At 69.2% G+C, this 17409-nt stretch carries 20 protein-coding genes; 16 read left to right on the top strand and 4 right to left on the bottom strand.

Features of this window, described 5'->3' with window-relative positions; genetic code table 11:
- Nucleotides 1-275: 275 nt before the first annotated feature.
- Both ACWGN5_RS30590 and ACWGN5_RS30585 read right to left on the bottom strand, forming a co-directional pair.
- Nucleotides 276-1157 carry a DUF3800 domain-containing protein gene (locus ACWGN5_RS30590; RefSeq protein ID WP_453521148.1) on the bottom strand — a complete coding sequence of 294 codons (882 nt, stop codon included), beginning with the start codon at nt 1155-1157 and terminating at the stop codon, nt 276-278.
- Nucleotides 1158-1340: 183 nt separating this feature from the next.
- Nucleotides 1341-2030 carry a hypothetical protein gene (locus ACWGN5_RS30585; protein ID WP_453521146.1) on the bottom strand — a complete coding sequence of 230 codons (690 nt, stop codon included), beginning with the start codon at nt 2028-2030 and terminating at the stop codon, nt 1341-1343.
- Between the two features lie 548 nt (nt 2031-2578).
- On the opposite strand from ACWGN5_RS30585, the gene ACWGN5_RS30580 reads away from it, so the two are divergent.
- Both ACWGN5_RS30580 and ACWGN5_RS30575 read left to right on the top strand, forming a co-directional pair.
- Nucleotides 2579-3025: a FadR/GntR family transcriptional regulator gene (locus ACWGN5_RS30580; RefSeq protein ID WP_453521143.1), complete on the top strand. Its 447-nt coding sequence runs from the start codon at nt 2579-2581 to the stop codon at nt 3023-3025.
- A 10-nt stretch (nt 3026-3035) separates the two neighbouring features.
- Nucleotides 3036-3605: an HD domain-containing protein gene (locus tag ACWGN5_RS30575; RefSeq protein WP_453521141.1), complete on the top strand. Its 570-nt coding sequence runs from the start codon at nt 3036-3038 to the stop codon at nt 3603-3605.
- Here ACWGN5_RS30575 and ACWGN5_RS30570 read toward each other — a convergent pair.
- Nucleotides 3593-4066: an NUDIX hydrolase gene (locus ACWGN5_RS30570; protein ID WP_453521139.1), complete on the bottom strand. Its 474-nt coding sequence runs from the start codon at nt 4064-4066 to the stop codon at nt 3593-3595. The genes ACWGN5_RS30575 and ACWGN5_RS30570 overlap by 13 nt on opposite strands.
- Entirely contained in the window at nt 4063-4833 is a 771-nt protein-coding gene (locus ACWGN5_RS30565; RefSeq protein WP_453521137.1) for a helix-turn-helix domain-containing protein, read from the bottom strand. Before ACWGN5_RS30565 ends, ACWGN5_RS30570 begins: the two co-directional genes overlap by 4 nt.
- 712 nt (nt 4834-5545) lie before the next feature.
- Here ACWGN5_RS30565 and ACWGN5_RS30560 point away from each other — a divergent pair.
- The 14 genes from ACWGN5_RS30560 to ACWGN5_RS30495 all read left to right on the top strand — a co-directional run bounded on the left by ACWGN5_RS30560 (nt 5546) and on the right by ACWGN5_RS30495 (nt 17373).
- Nucleotides 5546-5839 carry a hypothetical protein gene (locus tag ACWGN5_RS30560; RefSeq protein ID WP_453521135.1) on the top strand — a complete coding sequence of 98 codons (294 nt, stop codon included), beginning with the start codon at nt 5546-5548 and terminating at the stop codon, nt 5837-5839.
- Nucleotides 5836-6027, top strand: a complete 192-nt coding sequence (locus ACWGN5_RS30555) for a hypothetical protein (protein WP_453521133.1) — start codon at nt 5836-5838, stop codon at nt 6025-6027. The genes ACWGN5_RS30560 and ACWGN5_RS30555 overlap by 4 nt, the downstream gene beginning before the upstream one ends.
- Nucleotides 6024-7040, top strand: coding sequence for a DUF2637 domain-containing protein (locus ACWGN5_RS30550; RefSeq protein WP_453521131.1), 1017 nt, complete (start codon nt 6024-6026; stop codon nt 7038-7040). The genes ACWGN5_RS30555 and ACWGN5_RS30550 overlap by 4 nt, the downstream gene beginning before the upstream one ends.
- A complete protein-coding gene (locus ACWGN5_RS30545; protein WP_453521129.1) occupies nt 7037-7687 on the top strand; it encodes a GGDEF domain-containing protein in 651 nt (216 codons plus the stop codon). The genes ACWGN5_RS30550 and ACWGN5_RS30545 overlap by 4 nt, the downstream gene beginning before the upstream one ends.
- Nucleotides 7684-8796, top strand: coding sequence for a DNA cytosine methyltransferase (locus tag ACWGN5_RS30540; protein WP_453521126.1), 1113 nt, complete (start codon nt 7684-7686; stop codon nt 8794-8796). The genes ACWGN5_RS30545 and ACWGN5_RS30540 overlap by 4 nt, the downstream gene beginning before the upstream one ends.
- A complete protein-coding gene (locus ACWGN5_RS30535) occupies nt 8793-9128 on the top strand; it encodes a hypothetical protein (protein WP_453521123.1) in 336 nt (111 codons plus the stop codon). Before ACWGN5_RS30540 ends, ACWGN5_RS30535 begins: the two co-directional genes overlap by 4 nt.
- A gap of 76 nt (nt 9129-9204) precedes the next feature.
- Nucleotides 9205-11430, top strand: a complete 2226-nt coding sequence (locus ACWGN5_RS30530) for a cell division protein FtsK (RefSeq protein WP_453521121.1) — start codon at nt 9205-9207, stop codon at nt 11428-11430.
- A gap of 139 nt (nt 11431-11569) precedes the next feature.
- The gene (locus tag ACWGN5_RS30525) at nt 11570-11821 is read left to right on the top strand and encodes a hypothetical protein (RefSeq protein ID WP_453521119.1); all 252 of its coding nucleotides are present in this window, start codon (nt 11570-11572) and stop codon (nt 11819-11821) included.
- 23 nt (nt 11822-11844) lie between these two features.
- On the top strand, nt 11845-12039 hold the full coding sequence (locus tag ACWGN5_RS30520) for a hypothetical protein (RefSeq protein ID WP_328942541.1): 195 nt from the start codon (nt 11845-11847) through the stop codon (nt 12037-12039).
- Nucleotides 12040-12054: 15 nt separating this feature from the next.
- Nucleotides 12055-12663 (top strand): hypothetical protein, encoded by a 609-nt coding sequence (locus ACWGN5_RS30515; RefSeq protein WP_453521116.1) that lies wholly within the window; start codon nt 12055-12057, stop codon nt 12661-12663.
- Nucleotides 12664-12863: 200 nt separating this feature from the next.
- Entirely contained in the window at nt 12864-13322 is a 459-nt protein-coding gene (locus tag ACWGN5_RS30510) for a hypothetical protein (protein WP_453521113.1), read from the top strand.
- Nucleotides 13323-13408: 86 nt separating this feature from the next.
- A complete protein-coding gene (locus tag ACWGN5_RS30505; RefSeq protein ID WP_453521111.1) occupies nt 13409-15388 on the top strand; it encodes a DUF3987 domain-containing protein in 1980 nt (659 codons plus the stop codon).
- Between the two features lie 330 nt (nt 15389-15718).
- Entirely contained in the window at nt 15719-15910 is a 192-nt protein-coding gene (locus ACWGN5_RS30500; RefSeq protein WP_033206761.1) for a helix-turn-helix transcriptional regulator, read from the top strand.
- Nucleotides 15907-17373: a tyrosine-type recombinase/integrase gene (locus ACWGN5_RS30495; protein ID WP_453521109.1), complete on the top strand. Its 1467-nt coding sequence runs from the start codon at nt 15907-15909 to the stop codon at nt 17371-17373. Before ACWGN5_RS30500 ends, ACWGN5_RS30495 begins: the two co-directional genes overlap by 4 nt.
- The last annotated feature ends 36 nt before the right edge of the window (nt 17374-17409 follow it).

The raw sequence follows: 17409 nt of genomic DNA, 5'->3' as shown, positions 1-17409 counted from the left end.
AGATCTTGCATCATCGCTGGTCAGGTACGTTCAGCGATCAGATGGCATGTCAGTCAGTGCGTCAACGAGTGCAACCTGGCGTTAGATCTCTTGGGTGAAAAGGTCGAGCATTGTACGCCTGCCACTGGATGCCAGCGTGCATCTCAGTTACTCTTAAGTGTCATCGCAAGAGCCCCTCAGGGGCTGCCGGGAGCAAGGCTTGAACCAGGGAACTGGATCCCTCCACCCTTAGAGGTGGTTGTAGCCCCCGGGAGTCCCCTTGGGGTTCTTTGCGTTTACCGCCCCTTCCAGTCGCCCCACCAGCAACGATTCGTCACGAACTCGGCGTTTCCGATGACCTTCACGCCGTAGCCCAGGAGCTTGCCCATAGGGCTTCGGCGAAGCTGGTGGCCGCAGAGCAGCAGGTTCTGGGCGCACCGAGAGTCTGTGGGGTCCCCGCTGAGTGCAGCGTTGAGGAGGCCGGCATGAATGTCGGCGAGCTGGATTCCGTCGCGCTGAGTCCCTTCCCATGTGGGTGGCCACGAGATGTGTTGCCAGGGAACCCCCCACATCGATGAGCTACTGTCCTGCCGCATGGCGTTCAGGGCCGCTTCGGCGGCTGCGTGGTCCATGTGCTTGACCAGGCCGAGACGGACGATGGCGAGCCGCGGGCCGCCAGGCCAGTGCTTCGCGGCGTAGGCCACTCGCTCCAGCAGAAGTCGCGCTGTGTAGTTGTAGAAGACGCCCTTGTCCTGTCGCATGCCGTCGTCGCTGTTGACGGTGTCCTTATGGGCGATGACATGGACAACCTTCGCGCTCGGCATCATCGCGAGGGTTCGTGCCGCGTGCTCCCGGCGCTCGGGTCGCTTGGGCTTGAAGTGCTCAACCCAGTGAATGGGTTTGAGGATCTGTTGCGGTTGAGCTCCGTGCACGTACGCCCTGAGACCCCCAGCAGTGATCTTGACGTTCCACTCGTCCTCCTGCGGGACGATCAGGGCGGTCATGGCGAAGAAGGGCGACTGGGCCCGGCTCGCGGCACTGAATCCGCGATCACCGGTCTCGTCGATGTAGACGTGCAGCTTGGGGAGCTGGCCGTAGTGGGAAAGGGGCAGCGGCGTGACGTGCTGCCCGTCGGCACTCACCGGCGTGAGCTGGGTGAAGGTCGGTTTGGGAGGCACCACTGGAGCGTGGACTCCTTCGGTCCTGCCTTGCCGTCATCGACGGATAGGCGTTCTGCAAGTCATGGTTACCGTCCGGTCAACACCCGTTACTCGTTCGGCCTAATGACGTTACACCGGACTCAAGGTTCGGTGGCTACGTCGATCCAGGGTGCTGGGACGTGCTGCTCAGGCGAGCGACCGTTATGCGCTGATGCCGGCGGTCTGTTCTCGGTGCCAGCGGAAGAACTCCGCTCGATGCGCACCGAAATCAGCGACTGTCCGGCCGACGAGAACGTCAGCTATCTGCTGGAGGTCACTTGTTGCTGAGCTGCTAGGACTTGCCGCAAGGGTGCCTTCGACGGTCACGTAGATGTAACCGTGCTCGAACAGCTCGTCGCAGCCCATCAGGCAGGCGGGCAGGATGTTGTTCAGGTTGAGACGTTCCTGCCGGCTGGCCTCGCTACGACGCTTGATATGTGCCGCGCGGATGAGACGACTGGGAAGTGTGCGGCCGCAGAAGGAGCATCTGGCGGTCGAGCGAGCTCCGATGAGGGCTTTGCGGATCTTCTGTTGCTCACGCCGCACAAGTACCTGAGCCACCGCGTTCGTGTCCCCGTCATGGGTCACATCGCCGAGCTCCGACCCGTCTCCCATTGAGGGGAGCTCGGCGGCGAGGTTAGCGATCGTCCCAGAGCCCTGAAAGACGACGGCGGCGCCCTGCTTGTTCGCGGAGAGGCGCAGGGCCTCCATGGCGTCGGCACCGAGACTCAGACCGGTGACGTTGTCCTCCTCGCTGAGGACATCGATTCCAATGCGCTCGGGGTATGTGTCGTCCGCCCATACTTGGTCCGTCGCCTCGAACAACGGTCGGGTGATCTGCGTGACGATCACGCGCTGGAGCGTGGCGTTGGCCCATCCGCCGGGAGCCACCCTGCTGTTGGGGCCCCGGTGTCCAAGCACTAGGAAGTCGCCCTCGACGAGGCCTTGGATGACATGCCTGGCGCCGGCTCGGTCGAGTGCGCTGCTGCGCCAACCCCACAGGCCTGCGTTGAGCCCGATCTCAAGGTTCTCCCTGGAGGGAGCAGGGACGTAGATGTACCCGGTCTGTGGCACTGCTCTTCTTTCACTCGGCCTCCCGAAGGGAGGGTGCAGTGGACCGCCCCTCAGCGAGTCTCATGACTGGAAGAGGTGCGAGCTCAACCGAAGTTGAGTGTCGAAGATCGTACCGCAGTAGACCTGACGCCTGGGTCCCTGTTCGAGTGAGCGGAAGCCGGAGCTGAAGGTGCTGGAAGTGGAGGTGTCTTCAACGGTTCTCACCCAATGGGTCGTGGCGGCCTGCTGCCCTGTCCCCGTCCTCTGCCGCCTGAGAGCGCAGTGCCCACCTGGACTGCGGCCACGTGCGATTCTGGCAGTACCCGAGACCTTAGGAAGGAGGCGCCGTGTCGGAGCCGAGCCCACGCGGGACCTATCTGCTCATTGCCGATGGATTGCGGCAGGAGATTGCGCAGGGGGCTTACGAGGATGGCTCCTTGCCTTCTGAGGCATCCCTTGCGGATAAATACGGAGTTTCGCGGAATACCGTGCGAAGGGCGCTGAAGAGGCTTGAGTCTGACAGATTGATCAGCTCGGTTCCTGGGGCGGGATGGCGAGTGTCGTCGGCTCCTGTTCGCCCCCTTGCTGAACGCCTCGCCGAGGTCATCGGTGACGATTCCCTCTCCGTGGGTGATCGGTTTCCGTCCGAGTCGCAACTCTGTGAGCGCTTTGCTGCCTCCCGAACCGCTGTCCGACGTGCGCTGGCGCAGATGGAGGGTGCTGGTCTTCTTCTCGCCATCCACGGCAAGGGGCGCATCGTGCAAGCCCTCCCGACTTCGCCGAGCCACCCGTAGCCTGGCGTCTATGGGGCTTACTGAGTGGGCGTACTCGCTCTCCGAATCGATGTTGTCCGAGCCGCTGCCGCGTCGTTGGGCGCACTCTCTCGGCGTTGCCAAACGGGCTCGGTCCCTGAGCCCGATCCTCGGTGGTGACGCCGAGCTGCTGGAGGCCGCGGCCGTTCTGCACGACGTCGGGTATTCGCCGGCCATCGCGACCACCGGCTTCCACCCACTCGACGGTGCTCGGTTCCTTCGAGAGCAAGAGGGTGCCGACGAGCGGGTGGTGCGGCTCGTGGCGCATCACTCCTGTGCACTCCTGGAGGCCGAGGAACGAGGGCTTCGGCATGAGCTTGAGACGGAGTTCGAGCTTGAGCGGCCCGAGCTTGTGGACGCGCTGATCGTCTCCGACATGACGACGACGCCTGACGGCGGGCACACCACCCCGGTCGCCCGGCTGGATGAGATCGTGCAGCGGTACGGGCCGGACACGATCGTGGGACGGTTCATTCAGCGCGCGGCGCCCGAGATCTACGCCGCCAACGAGCGGGTGGAGTGCCGTATGGCCGCTGCCGCGGCCGGCGCTCAGCCGAGGTAGGGCTCCCGTCGTGACTCGTCCAGGCCGTGCCGGATGCGCAGCCTCATGGACGGGTGGATGTCCAGATCATCGAGGTCCGCTGGGTTCACCCAGCGGACCTCCTTCGATTCGCTGCTCGTGCGCAGGGAACCGCCGACCGGGTGAGCCCGGAAGCAGATGGAGAACTGCTGCCGGACCTCTCCGTCGTCGTACGCCAAGACATGGTCCGGGTCCGTGTAGAGGCCGACGATGTTGTTCACCTCCACCTCGATTCCTGTCTCCTCCCGGACCTCGCGGACCGCGGTGTCGCCGATTCGCTCGCCGATGTCGTGGCCCCCGCCCGGAAGAGCCCACAGGTCGTTGTCGGTCTTGTGGATGAGGAGGAGCCGTCCCTCGCCGTCGCGTACGACGACCGTCACGGACGGCACCACCGAGTTGGCCTTTGGAGCGGCGGGGTCGCGGAAGTAGTCGATACGGCTCATGAGTCCGAGCCTCCCAGGCCAGTGGGCGAGGTGATGGGGCGGGCGCTCTCCCAGACCCGTTCGATGCTCTCGGCGTAAGCGTCGAAGAGCTCGCCGCCGGCCACCCGCTGGATGTGCAACACCGGCGCCATGTACGCGCCGACGCCGTACAGGTGCCCGTTCGCGAGCATCTGGTCATCCGCGCGATAGAGGGAGTTGTAGAGCGTGGTGGAGTGGAGGCGGAACTCCACGCCGGGGAGTCCGAAGAGTGGCGCATAGTTGACCAGGGCATTTCGGATCTTGCCTGCCATGGCCCCGCCGATCCCCTCGTCGGCTCCGCGCACTGCCACCGCAGCTGAGTCGGGGTCGCCGAGCATGAACCGGACCGGGATGCCGGCGGCCGACTTCTCCTTGACGACCTGGTGGAAGGCCGCGTCCTCGGTGAGCCAGAACCCCGAGTAGACCAAGACGTCGAAGGACCGCTGAGCGCTGGCGTAGAGCTGCGTCCAGAGCCGATTCGGCACGACCGAGCGGTGGGGGTAGAGCTTGATCAGCTCGGCGTTGCCCGCCTCGGTGACCTCTGCGGACGTCCGCTCCTCAGGCCATAAGTAAGACATCTCGCGCTGAAGGAGCGAGGCCGTCGCGTACTTGAATCGGCGGTACGGCTGGCGCTTGGGGTCGTTTATCCAGCGCTCAACTGTCTTCGCCGACACCCCGAGCCGCTCGGCGACCTGATCGAGCGTCATGCCGCTCTCGATGATGGCGCCGCGCAGTCGTTCGTTGGCCATGCCGCACTCTCCCACCCGCGGGACGACTTGGGACGACTTCACCGTAGCCAAGTCGTCCCGCAGCCGTACATGTGTGGAGTTCAGCGTCTGCCCTGATCAGGCCAAGCTTGAGGCACCGAGCGGGGCGGGTTCACGAACTCCTTGAAAACCAAGGGACTTGACGACCCCAACCCGTCTCTCCATGATGAGGAACAGGTAATACATGTACCTGATCGGGCTTCGGTCCGAAGAGAGGTGCTGTCTGCAAGCACAGGGCGGGGACGCTGCAATCCCGCTAAAGGCCAGGTGGAACAGGGTTTCGGCCCGTACTGGCGAGGTGGCCCGGCGACCGCGAGCAACGGCCGGAGGGTGGGGACACAGGTCCCCCTTGCAGTGCTTCATCCGATCCAACCGACCGAGGGGGTCTCCATGCATCGACGAAGACTCTGGGCGTCGCCCGTGCTCGACCGGCACGGCGACCATGCCCGCCGCGTCCCCTGATCCGCTGCTTCGACGCACCGGGATAGCCGGTGACTCGCGGACGTCAGGTCACCTGCGCAGCGGTTGCTGCGGCCGGTTGCCTCCCTCGCCCGTCCGGGCCCCGCACGGAGTGCCGTACGGGCGAGGCAGGGGGAGCCGGAGAGATTCCGACCCCGCCGCGCTGGGGTGGCTGCCTCTCACCACGGACCGAGGCCACCCAGCGCCCCTTCGACAAGTTCAGGAGCGATCAGCCATGCGTACATTCATCGGCGGCCATCAGGCCGTCAGCGCCAACGACTTCGTGGAACTCGCCCTCGGCACCCCGGTGGAACTGTGGCTCGGGGTGGAGGGCGAGAGCGAGGAGGAGCGCGCGGCCCGTCTGGACGCGGCGCGGGACATCCTCGCGGACAACCCGAACCTGCCGGACGAGGTGAGCCGAGTCGCCGCCGAGGCGATCGATGCGTTCGCGCCGGAGCTGTTCAACGTCATCTCGCTGGTACGGCCGACGGCCCGCCGCTCCCGTTCCAGGAAGGGAGCGGCGGCATGAGCGCCCGGGTGCCCTGGGGCCTGGAGCTGGTTCTCGTCTGGCTCGGCTCGCTGATCGCGTTGGGCAGTGCCGCGGGCGCTGTTGTGGTCCATCAGGCGTGGCTGTTCGCCGCGGCGGTTCTCGGGTTCCTCGTCCAGCACATCGGCTGGGCGGTTCGGAACCGGAAGCTCTTCGGCGGTGCGCGATGACGACCGTGCTCACCAACGAGCGGTCGGCGGTGCCGCCGCTGACGCGTCCTGAGATGGGCCTCGCCGGTATCGGCGCGCTCGCCGCGGCCGGCGTCGGAGCCCTCGGGCTCATCTCCTCCTTCGACGCCGTGTCGGCCGCCGCGCTGCGGTGGGGATTCGGTGAGCCGTGGATGCTGCCGGTCGGCATCGACGTGGCCATTCCGGTGTTCACGGTGGCCAACCTGCTGCTGATCCGGATGGACATGGCCCTTGCGTGGGTGCGGTTCGTGCCCTGGGTCCTCACCCTGATCACCTGCGGCCTGAACGTGGCCGCCGGGCACGGGATGTGGGCCAAGCTCGCCCACGGCACGATGCCGCTGCTGTGGGTGGTGTTCTCCGAGATTGGCGCCCATATCTACGCCGTACGGATCGGGGCCGCGACCGGCCGCCGGATGGACAAGATCCGGGCCTCGCGGTGGCTGCTTGCCTTCCCGTCCACGTTCTCGCTGTGGCGTCGGATGACCCTGTGGGAGATCACCTCCTACGCCGACGCGCTCTCCCGTGAGAAGGAGCGGCAGCTCGCCCGCGCCGACCTGCGCGAGACCTACGGCTGGCGGTGGCGGTCGAAGACCCCGCGCCGTGAGCGCGTCCTCCTGCGGCTCGGGGAGCTTGCCCCCGACGGGGCTGCGGAGGAGCCGGAGCAGGAGCCCGCTGTGCCGCCGCCGGACAAGGAGCAGGACGAGCGGAAGTCGCGCAAGCGCACCACCCGCCAGAAGCCCAAGGGGGCGAAACCGCCCCGCTCGGCGGCGGAGCTGCTGGCCGAGGCCCGCGAGCTGACCGCCGACTGGCCGCTGGCGGGGATCAACGCCGAGGCGATCCGGACCGCACTGCACTGCTCGGCAGCCAACTCCCGCGTTCTGCGTGACGAGTTGCTCGCCGAACGGGCCAGCCGCCCGGACCTCCACTCCGTCGACAAGAACGACAGCAGCGACACGGACGAGTCCGCCGAGACGGCCGAGGAGGTCGCCGCATGAACACCCTCGCCACGATCCTCGCCGCGACCGGCCCGCTCGCGGCCGGATGGTCCGGCCACGTGCTGTGGCTGCGCCGTCGGCTCCGCACCGCCCGCCGCGACCCGCTGACCGGGCTGCGGACCCGTGAGGGCTTCACCCGCCGGGCCGCCGCGCTCCTGCGTGACGACAGGGCGGTGGTCGTCCTCGCGGACGTCGACCACTTCAAGCAGATCAACGACCGCCACGGCCACGCGGCCGGCGACGCCCTCTTGAAGGCCACCGCCGACCGGCTCGCCCACTACGTCGGCCCGAACGGTGTCACCGGGCGCCTCGGCGGCGACGAGTTCGCCGCCGTCGTCCTGGACACCGAAGGCACCGTCGCGGACCTGCTCGCCGTCCTCCACGGGGTACTGGCTCGTCCCGCCGACAAGGCCAACCCGCACGTGGCCACCACGGTGTCCCTCGGCTGGGTCCGCGCTGCAGACTTCCCCGGCGAGGACCTCTCCGCGCTCCTCGGCCGGGCCGATGAGGCCATGTACGCGGCCAAGCAGGCACGTGCTGGGGTCCGGCGGGCGGGGCTGAGGCGGCTGTTCGCCACCGTGGCCGGCCGCCGCTCCGGACGACGCGGCGCCCGGACCGACGGTCCCGCGATCGTGGCGGCGACATGAGCGGGCCGCTGATCGGTTCGCTGTGCACTGGTTACGGCGGGCTGGACATGGCAGTCCAGGCCGTCTTCGGCGGGACGCTCGCGTGGGTGGCGGACAACGACCCCGGCGCGTCCCGCATCCTGGCCCACCACCACCCCGACGTGCCGAACCTTGGTGACCTTACGGCCGTGGACTGGCGCGGCCTGGAGCCGGTCGACGTCGTCGTCGGCGGCTATCCGTGCCAGCCGTTCAGCACTGCGGGCAAGCGGAAAGGAGTGCACGATGCCCGGCACCTCTGGCCCCACATCGCCCGTGCCCTTGGCGTTCTTCGACCCCGACTCGCGGTCTTTGAGAACGTCGCAGGGCACCTTTCTCTCGGATTCGACACCGTCCTCGCCGACCTTGCCCGCCTCGGGTTCGATGCGGAGTGGTGCACTCTTCGCGCGTCGGATGTCGGTGCCGCTCACCAGCGCAACCGCCTGTTCTTCTACGCCTGGCCTGCCGACACCAGCCGCGAGGGACTGGCGGGGCGGCGGGCAGGCGGGGCAGCTTCCGACGGCCGTCACCTCGCTGTTGCCGACGCCGTCGACGTCGGAGAGCACCGGAGCGGGACACGCGGCTCAGGGCGGGATGAACCTGCGGCACGTCGTCTCCTTGCTGCCCACACCGGTGGTGGGCGACTCCAAGGGAGCCCGGCAGGCGACGGCACCCAACCCGCGCAGCAGTTCGCCCACCCTGTCGGATCTGTCGTACGCGAAGCTGTTGCCGACGCCGCGGGCGACGGACGGCAGCAAGGGCGGCCCGAATCAGCGCGGCTCGAAGGGGGACCTGATGCTCCCCTCGGCGGCCTACCGGATTGGGGCCGGTACGCACCGGCGATCGCCCGGTGGGAAGCGGTCATCGGTCGGCCCGCCCCCGGGCCAGTTGACGCTCTGGGACGGCTGAACCCGACCCTGGTCGAGTGGCTGATGGGCCTGCCCACTGGCCACGTAACAGACGTGCCGGGGCTGTCCCGCACGGCGCAGCTCAAGGCCCTGGGCAACGGGGTCGTCCCCCAACAGGCCACGGTTGCCATCCGGGCTCTCCTGCACCGCTTGGAGCCCGCACAGCCAACGGGGAGGGCCGCATGATGCCCGAGCCGATCGCTGCCGCACGGCTGTTCCGCACGGTGATGGTGACCGCTGGCTACCGCTGCCAGTGCGCCGGCGCATGCGGACAGCCCCACACGAAGGGCGAGGGGCGCTGCACCCGCGAGCATGGCCGCCACGCGGGCAAGCACAGTGGCCCGATCCGTCTCATGGCCGCGGCGGCGGACCCGCTCACCACCGAGCTCGCCGCCGCGGCTCTGCCCGCGAGCGAGCTGCGCGCCTGGTGCCCGCCTTGCTTCACCGCCGCCCGCCGGGCCGCCCAGCGCTCCGCCGCGGCGCCCGACGACGACCAGGGCGGCCTGTTCGACCTGTGAGCCACGGGGTCCGGTCACAACCGACCAAAGCAGCGGCCGGACCCCACACTCTCTCCCAAGAGAAGGAAGAGTCTCAGTGAAGCACCCCGACGACGAGAACGACTTCTTCGACCGACTCGAAGCCGACATGGCCACCACCGGGTCGCCCGACTCCGGGGCCGACGTGGTCGACCTCGACAAGGCCCGATCCGCCCGCACCGAGTCGGCCAACTCCACCGCCGACGCGTCACCCGACTCCCACACGGACGAGTCGGCCGACGAGTCGGGCGACCCGTCGGCCCGCCGGTTGGTTGACGGTCCGGCGCTTGCCGGGCCCGGATACCTCGGCCGACTCGCGGGCGCGAAGCGGCGACAGATCGTCCCCGCGTGGCTGCGGTCGACGGCCGAACTCAAGACCGCCGCCCGCTGGGTCGCCAGCCACTACACCCACCTCGCCGGGTACCACGCGCTCCGCTCCCCGGTCTACGCCGGGCGCCTCGCGCTCCAGGCCCCGCGGGGCGCGGCGAAGTTCGTCGGCGGCACGATGCGCTGGGTCGCGGACCGCGAGGGTGAGCCCGTCCGACTCGCCGCCGTCCGGCGCGAGGACGCGGCGGAGTACCTGAAGCTGTCCCGGCAGCGCGACGGCCGGGTCCGGCTGCGGACCCTGGTCGCCACCCTCGCCGCACTCGTCGGCATGGGCACCGCGCTTGCCCTCTACGTCCTCGCCCCCGGCTGGCTCCAGGTGGTCTCGGTCGGCGCGCTGCTGCTCGCCCTCGGGTCGGCCGGCGGCCAGGCCGACGCCCCGGTCATCAACCGGGCCGTGGAGGTCACCAAGGCGCCCAAGCTCACCAGCGACATCGTCCTGCGCGCGCTGGGGGCGCTCGGCATCCCGGCGATCAACCAGGCACAGGGCAAGGGCCGCGACGGCTTCACGTTCACCGCCCCGATCACCCGCGACGGGCCCGGCTGGCGCGCGGAGGGCGACCTCCCGTACGGCGTGACCGTCACGGACGTGATCGAGCGCCGCGACAAGCTCGCGTCCGGTCTGCGCCGCCCGCTGGGATGCGTCTGGCCCGAGGCCGTACCGGAGGAGCACACCGGGCACCTGGTGCTGTGGGTCGGTGACCAGGACATGTCGACCGCGCGGAAGCCCGTGTGGCCGCTGCTCAAGAGCGGGGCCACGGACCTGTTCAAGCCGGTCGCCTTCGGCACCGACCAGCGCGGACGCTGGGTGGAGATGACGCTCATGTACATCGCGGCCGTCATCGGCGCGATCCCCCGCATGGGCAAGACGTTCCTGCTGCGCCTGCTGCTCCTGATCGCCGCTCTCGACCCGCGCGCCGAGCTGCACACCTACGACCTCAAGGGCACCGGCGACCTCGACCCGGTCGGCGAGCGCGTCTCGCACCGCCACCGTGCCGGAGACGACGACGAGGACATCGAGTACGCCCTCGCCGACCTGCGGGAACTGAGGGACGAGCTGCGGCGCCGCGCGAAGATGATCCGCTCCCTGCCCCGGGACATCTGCCCGGAGTCGAAGGTCACCAGCGAGCTGGCGAACATGAAGAACCTGGGGCTCCACCCGATCGTCGTCGGCGTGGACGAGTGCCAGGTGTGGTTCGAACACCCCAAGCACGGCGCGGAGTTCGAGGAGATCTGCACCGACCTGGTCAAGCGCGGCCCTGCCACCGGCATCGTGCTGCTGCTTGCCACCCAGCGCCCCGACGCCAAGGCCTTGCCGACCGGCATCAGCGCGAACGCGTCGGCCCGGTTCTGCCTGAAGGTCATGGGCCAGCTGGAGAACGACATGGTCCTGGGCACGTCCTCGTACAAGCGAGGCGTGCGGGCCACGATGTTCTCCTGGAAGGACAAGGGCATCCACTACTTCGTCGGCGAAGGAGCGGACGCCCGGATCGTCTCCTCGGTCTACGTCGACGCCCCCACCGCCGAGACCATCGGCCTGCGGGCCCGCAAGCTCCGCGAACAGGCCGGCACTCTCTCCGGCCACGCGCTGGGCGAGTCGTTCGAGACCGCCGAGACCAGCGCGTACGACCTGCTGCGCGACATCCTCGCCGTCGTCCCCGCCGAGGAGCCCAAGCTCTGGTCCGAAGTCGTCGTGGCCCGGCTCGCCGAGCTGCGTCCCGACGTCTACGGCGGCTGGGACCCCGAGGGACTGGCCGCCGCCCTCAAGCCGCACGGCATCTCCACCACCCAGGTGTGGGGCAAGACCGAGAGCGGCAAGGGCGCCAACCGGCGCGGCATCGAGCGCTCCCGCATCTCCACCGCAATCACGGAACGTGATGGAAACCGGGACGCGAGCTGACGCGGACCGCCGCTAGATCTAGCAGCAAGCCCCGCTAGGTCTAGCGGCACCGCTAGCACCCCATACCGCATCTGGTCAGCACGCTAGTTCCTAGCGGGCTGACCTGCGCATACCCCGAAAACCGCCAGAGAGGCCCCCGATGACCCCCTTCCTCGCCGCTAGCGCACTCCTGCTTGCCGTCACACTCGGTTACATCGCCCTGTGTGCGGCCTCGCCGTTCGGCAACTGCCGCAAGTGCAACGGACTCGGCTTCGCCCTCAAGACGGACCGCAAGGGCAAGCCCAAGCGCGGCAAGCCCTGCCGCCGCTGCAAGGGCCACGGCATCCGCATCCGCGTCGGCCGCCACCTGTTCAACATCGCCGCCCGCCTCCACCGCGACGGCACCCGCTGACCCCGCAACGACAGGAGCCTGACATGAACTTCGAGATCTCCGCCGTCCTGCTCTTCGGCGCCGCGTCCGTCTTCGCCGTGAAGAGCAAGTCCTCCGGGGCCGGCGCCGCCATCGTGCTCTTCCTCTTCGGGTTCTTCGCCGCCGGGACCGGTGCGTACGAGCCGATCGCCAACCTCGTCCAGTCCTCCGCCACGGCCCTTTCCGACCTCGCCAACTAGCCAAAGGAGCCCGCGATGAACGAGCCGATCACCGTCCCGCACTGGCTCACCACGGCCACGCCGAAGGTGGCCCCCGCCCTCGCCACGTCCACGGTCTTGGTCCTCGGTCGGATCTGGAACGCCAACGGCGCCGAACACTCCGTCGGCAATGCCGCCCTCATGGTCGTCCTCGCCGCCGGAGCCGCCACGGCCGGCGCCTTCGCCGCAGCCGGTCACTGCGGGGACAGCACCCTCGCCGGAACCGCGTTCGCGACCTCGGGCGGCCTCGCCTTCGTCGGGGTCGCCGGATACGCCGACGGACTGTCCCTCCCGCTCCTGCTGTGGGTGCTCGCCACCGCTGTCGCCTACGGCCTCGCCGCCCGCTACTGGCGCACCGCCCGCCGCGAGACCACCGCCTACGAGCGCCGCACCGTCGAGCGGCGCGAGGACCACGCCCACATCGAGCGCGTGGAAGCCCTGCGCGCCGGAGCCCAGATCGAAGTCGCCCGGACCGGTGCCGCGTATGCCGAGCAGCTCGCCACGGCGCTGCTCACGCGAGCCGCCCTGCCCGGCTTCAACCCCAAGACCCTCGCCGATGCGGGTCTGCCTGCACTCCCCAGTACCGACCACGAGACGGAGAGCTGATGCGCCGGACCAAAGGCCGCCGCCGGTACTCGCTGTGGGCTCGGATTGACGCCCACCTCTTGCGCTACAGCATCCGCATGGACGTCAAGCACGGGTTTGCCTGGGTTTGCTCCGGCTGTCGCGTCGCGCTGTACGCACACGTTGAGGTCTGTCGGACCTGCGGCATTCCCCGCCCCACCACCGTCAAGGAGTACTGACCCATGTTCGAGATCCGCGTCATCTGCGACCCCGACGACACCGACCGGGTGACCGCCGCGCTCGGCGGCACCTTTGCCACGGGCGCCGTACGCCAGTACGCGACCCGCGACGGCAAGCGCGAGCGTCTCTACCTCACCGCCGACCTGCGGGCCGAGGAGTGGCCGACGCCCGAGGAGGCCTACGCGCTCGCCCCGAGCATCATCAGCGAGATCGGCTGGACCGCCGGCACCGCGGCCGACAAGGCGTTTGGCAAGGGTCTCGGCCGCGAGTTCTGGCTCCGCAAGGCCGCGCTCTTGGACCGCATCGCGCTGGGCGACGAGAGCGAGCGCGTACGCAGCGACGCGGCGGAGATGGCCACCGAGGCGGCCCGCCGCCTCATGGACACCGACGACACCACGGTCATCTGCGACCCCCGCGCCTACGTCCGCCAGCAGTACGAGCAGTGGCTCAAGCAGAAGTAGCTGTGCCCGGGGCGGTCGCCTCTCACCACAAGACCGCGACCGCCCCGGCTCTCCGTCCCTTCGACAGAAACAGGAGAAACCCCAGCATGACACCTGAGCCCGCCCGTGGGCAGTACGCCCCCGTGGTGCCGCTGCACAGCGTGCCCGGCGGCGTGGAGCGGATGGCACCGCACGACCGGGAAGCCGAACAGGCCGTCGTCGGCGCGCTCATGCTCGCGCCCGGCGTCATCGGCGACGTGGACGGCTCGATGGACCCGGCCGACCACTACGTGCCCGCCCACGAGACGATCCACCGCGCGATCCTCGCCCTGCACGCCCAGGGCCAGCCCGTGGACCCGATCACCCTCGGGCACCACCTGGAGCAGACCGGCGAACTCGTCCGCGCGGGCGGTCGGCCCTACCTCCACACCCTCATCCAGGCCGTGCCCTCCACGGCCAACGCCACCTACTACGCCGAGATCGTCCACGACCTCGCCCGGCGCCGCCGGAGCATCGAGGCTGGCACCCGCATCGTCCAAGCCGGTATGTCTCCCGAGGCCACCGAGGACGACCTCCGCGAGGCCCTCGCGCTCGGCGCCGCGACCGTCCCGGTCGCGTGGCCGGAGCCGATCCCGCTGGACCGGCAGCCGAAGCTGCCGCCGTTCCCCGTCCACGCCCTCCCCGGCTGGGTCTCGGACTTCGTCGTCGCGCTCGCCGAGGAGACCCAGACCCCGGTGGACCTCGCGGGTGCACTCGCCCTCTCCGTCCTCGCGACCGCGGCCGGCGGCCGGGCCGTCGTCCAGGTGCGCGGGCGGTGGCGCGAGCCCACGAACCTTTTCGTCGTCGTCGCCCTCGGCCCGGCCAACCGCAAGTCCGCCGTCTTCGCCGCCATGACCGCCCCGCTCTACGAGGCGGAGAACACGCTCGTGGAGGGCTCCAACCTCACGATCGTGGAGGCCGAGGTCACCGCCCGCATGGCCCGCGAGGCCGCCGACAAGGCTGCCGCTCAAGCCGCCAAGGCGGAGGGCCCCGAGCGGGACAACCTGGTGGCCGAGGCGATCGGCCTCGCCCAGACCGCCGAGTCCCTGACTGTGCCGCCGCGCCCGCGGCTCCTCGCCGACGACGCCACCCCCGAGACCGTCACCACCCTGCTCGCCGAGCAGGGAGGCAGGCTCGCGGTCATGTCCGCCGAGGGCGGCATCTTCGACATCATCGCCGGGCGGTACTCCGGCGTCCCCAACATGGAGGTCTTCCTCAAGGGCCACGCCGGCGACCGGCTCCGCGTCGACCGCCGGACCCGCCAGGAGTTCATCGAGGCCCCCGCGCTCACCATGGGCCTCGCCGTCCAGCCCAGCGTCCTGGAGGACATCGGCAAGAACCGCGGCTTCGACGGACGCGGGCTGCTCGCGCGTTTCCTCTACTGCCTGCCGGAATCCCTGGTCGGCTACCGGAAGATCGACCCGGACCCCGTTCCGCCCGCCGTGGGTGCGACGTACGAGCGGAACGTTTTCGCCCTCACGCTCAAGCTCGCGGACTGGACCGATCCCCTCATGGTTCAGGTGGGCCCCGAGGCCGATGCCGCCCTCAAGGCGTACGGCGAGCACTTGGAGCCGCAACTCCGCACCAAGGGCGGACGGCTCGGGCACATCGGGAAGTGGGCAGGGAAGCTCGTGGGTGCTGCGGCCCGCATCGCCGGTCTGCTCCACCTCGCCGAGCACATCGACGGTGGCACCAACACCCTGATCAGTGCCACCACGATGGGTGCGGCGATCGAACTGGCCGACTACTTCGCTGCCCACGCCCTGACCGTCTTCGACCTCATGGGCGCCGACGCCACCCTGGCTCGCGCCCGGAGCTTGCTGTCCGTCCTGGAGGACAACGGCTGGGAGAGCGTCAGCCGCCGGGACCTCTTCGCCAAGCTCTCCCGTTCCGAGTTCCCCACCATCGCCGAACTGGAGCCAGCCGCCGCCGTCTTGGAGGAGCACGGTTACCTCCGCAGCGAGACCCCGCCCCGCACCGGCAAACGGGGGCGCCCGCCAGCGCCCCGGTACCTGATTCACCCGAGCGTCCGCGAGCCCAAGGCGTGAGCCCCCCCACCCGCCTTCGCAAGAGCCCCCCGCCGCACAAACCGCAGAATCCACAGAAGTCCCCGGGCGGCCGTGCTCACCTGCGGAAACGCCCCGTCGGCCCGGCAGCCGCAAAAATCTGCGAAACCGCCGCACAAATCCCGTCGCCGGTCACGCGACGCCCGGCCCTCGGTGCCGCCGTCCATTTCTGCGGCGATTCTCGCGATTTTTGCGGCAGCCACCCACGCACCCGCAACGCCGCAGGTCAGACCCCGGATTCGCAGGTTTCTGCGGTTTCTGCGGTTTCTGCGGCGCCCTGCCCTGTCTTCGGTAGCCAGTCGAGGAGGACCCGTGTCCGCGACGCGTGACGAGATGCTCACGATCCCTCAGGTCGTGAAGGAGATCGGAGTGCCCCGAGCCACCTTCTACCGGTGGCGTCAGCTCAAGAAGGGCCCGAAGGCCATCAAGCTCCCGAACGGCGCGGTCCGCATCCGTCGCTCGGACCTGGAGCGCTGGATCGAGACCCTGGAGGAAGCCGCGTGACCTACCGCAAGACCAGCACCACCCCGGGCGCCCGCAACAGCGGGCGCCCGCCCGTTTCCGGAGACCTGACCCTCTCCACGGACGTACGGGTCTGGAAGGTCAACCAGGTACGGAGCAAGAAGGCTCCGTACCAGATCCGCTGGACGGTCGCCGGAAAGGTGAAGGCCGCCAGCTTCGCCACCGTGGCCCTCGCGGAGAGCCGCCGCTCCGAGCTGTGGCAGGCGATGCGGAAGGGCGAGGCGTTCGACATGGCGTCCGGCTTACCAGAGTCGGAGCTCCGGGCGGCTGCCGCGAAGGAGAACGAGAAGCCCGATCCGTCGTGGTGGGACTTCAGCCGCGAGTACATGGCGAGCCGGTGGCGTACGGCGGCGGCGAAGACCCGTGAAGGGCTGGCCGACAGCCTGGCCACGGTGGCGCTCGCGATGGTGGAGGGCGGCAAGAAGGCGCCCACACCGGAGGAGACGCGGCTCGCGATGCGGTGGACGGTGGTACCGGCACACGAGGACGAGGAGCCGCCGCCGGAACTCGTGGCGGCGTGCACGTGGCTCCGGACCCGATCGTTGACGCTCTCGGCTCTCACCGACCCCAAGGTGGTGCGGGACGTCCAGTACCGGCTCTCGTTCAAGCTGGACGACACCCCGGCAGCGGGGGAGACCTACAAGCGCCGGCGCCGCGGCTTCAACACGGCCATGGAGTACGCCATCGAGTGCGGGTACCTGGAGGAGAACCCGCTCGCGGGAGTGAAGCGCGCGGGGTCCACCAAGGGTGACGTCGTGGACCCCCGGGTCCTGGTCAACGCCGTCCAGAGCGAGCAGCTCCTCACGGCCGTCTCCTACGTGGGGTCAGTCCACCGGAACCGCGGTCGCCGACTCGTCGCCTTCTTCGCCTGCCAGATGTACGCGGCGCTGCGGCCGGCCGAGGCGGTGGGGCTCAGGAAGAAGGACTGCTACCTCCCCGAGAAGGGGTGGGGGACGCTCACCCTCAAGGAGACCCGGCCGGTGTCCGGCAAGAGGTGGACGGATTCGGGGCAGCGCCACGACAGGCGCGGGCTCAAGTCCCGGGAGCCCAAGTCGGATCGCCCCGTCCCGATTCCTCCGACGCTGGTCGCCATGCTCCGCGCGCACATAGCGGAGTTCGGCACGGCGAAGGACGGCCGGCTCTTCGCCAACGAGCGCGGCGCCGTACTCGGGACGTCCAGCTACTGGAGGGTCTGGCAGGATGCCCGGCCGATCGCCCTACCGCCGGACAAGGTGGAATCCCCGCTCGCCCACCGACCGTACGACCTGCGGCATACGTGCATCACGAACTGGCTCAACGCGGGTGTTCCCGTCGCCGAGGTCGCCCGCCGGGCGGGGAACTCGCCTGAGGTCATCCACCGCCGCTACGAGGGCTGCATCGATGGCCACGAGGAGCTGAACAACAGGAAGATCGAAGCAGCCATGGGATGGGTAGGGGGCTCCTAGATCGAAATATGCTTAGTGCGCCGCAGCCTTGAGGCT

The organism is Streptomyces sp. NPDC055815 (genome assembly GCF_053616475.1).
The sequence above is the reverse complement of the archived record's forward strand: the minus strand, read 5'-3'. Positions and strand labels throughout refer to the sequence as shown.

Bases quoted from the DNA above. Each gene is read 5' to 3' on its own strand.
- ACWGN5_RS30575 (WP_453521141.1), top strand. From the start codon at position 3,036: ATGGGGCTTACTGAGTGGGCGTACTCGCTCTCCGAATCGATGTTGTCC.
- ACWGN5_RS30570 (WP_453521139.1), bottom strand. From the start codon at position 4,066: ATGAGCCGTATCGACTACTTCCGCGACCCCGCCGCTCCAAAGGCCAAC.
- ACWGN5_RS30565 (WP_453521137.1), bottom strand. From the start codon at position 4,833: ATGGCCAACGAACGACTGCGCGGCGCCATCATCGAGAGCGGCATGACG.
- ACWGN5_RS30560 (WP_453521135.1), top strand. From the start codon at position 5,546: ATGCGTACATTCATCGGCGGCCATCAGGCCGTCAGCGCCAACGACTTC.
- ACWGN5_RS30555 (WP_453521133.1), top strand. From the start codon at position 5,836: ATGAGCGCCCGGGTGCCCTGGGGCCTGGAGCTGGTTCTCGTCTGGCTC.
- ACWGN5_RS30550 (WP_453521131.1), top strand. From the start codon at position 6,024: ATGACGACCGTGCTCACCAACGAGCGGTCGGCGGTGCCGCCGCTGACG.
- ACWGN5_RS30545 (WP_453521129.1), top strand. From the start codon at position 7,037: ATGAACACCCTCGCCACGATCCTCGCCGCGACCGGCCCGCTCGCGGCC.
- ACWGN5_RS30540 (WP_453521126.1), top strand. From the start codon at position 7,684: ATGAGCGGGCCGCTGATCGGTTCGCTGTGCACTGGTTACGGCGGGCTG.
- ACWGN5_RS30535 (WP_453521123.1), top strand. From the start codon at position 8,793: ATGATGCCCGAGCCGATCGCTGCCGCACGGCTGTTCCGCACGGTGATG.
- ACWGN5_RS30525 (WP_453521119.1), top strand. From the start codon at position 11,570: ATGACCCCCTTCCTCGCCGCTAGCGCACTCCTGCTTGCCGTCACACTC.
- ACWGN5_RS30520 (WP_328942541.1), top strand. From the start codon at position 11,845: ATGAACTTCGAGATCTCCGCCGTCCTGCTCTTCGGCGCCGCGTCCGTC.
- ACWGN5_RS30515 (WP_453521116.1), top strand. From the start codon at position 12,055: ATGAACGAGCCGATCACCGTCCCGCACTGGCTCACCACGGCCACGCCG.
- ACWGN5_RS30510 (WP_453521113.1), top strand. From the start codon at position 12,864: ATGTTCGAGATCCGCGTCATCTGCGACCCCGACGACACCGACCGGGTG.
- ACWGN5_RS30505 (WP_453521111.1), top strand. From the start codon at position 13,409: ATGACACCTGAGCCCGCCCGTGGGCAGTACGCCCCCGTGGTGCCGCTG.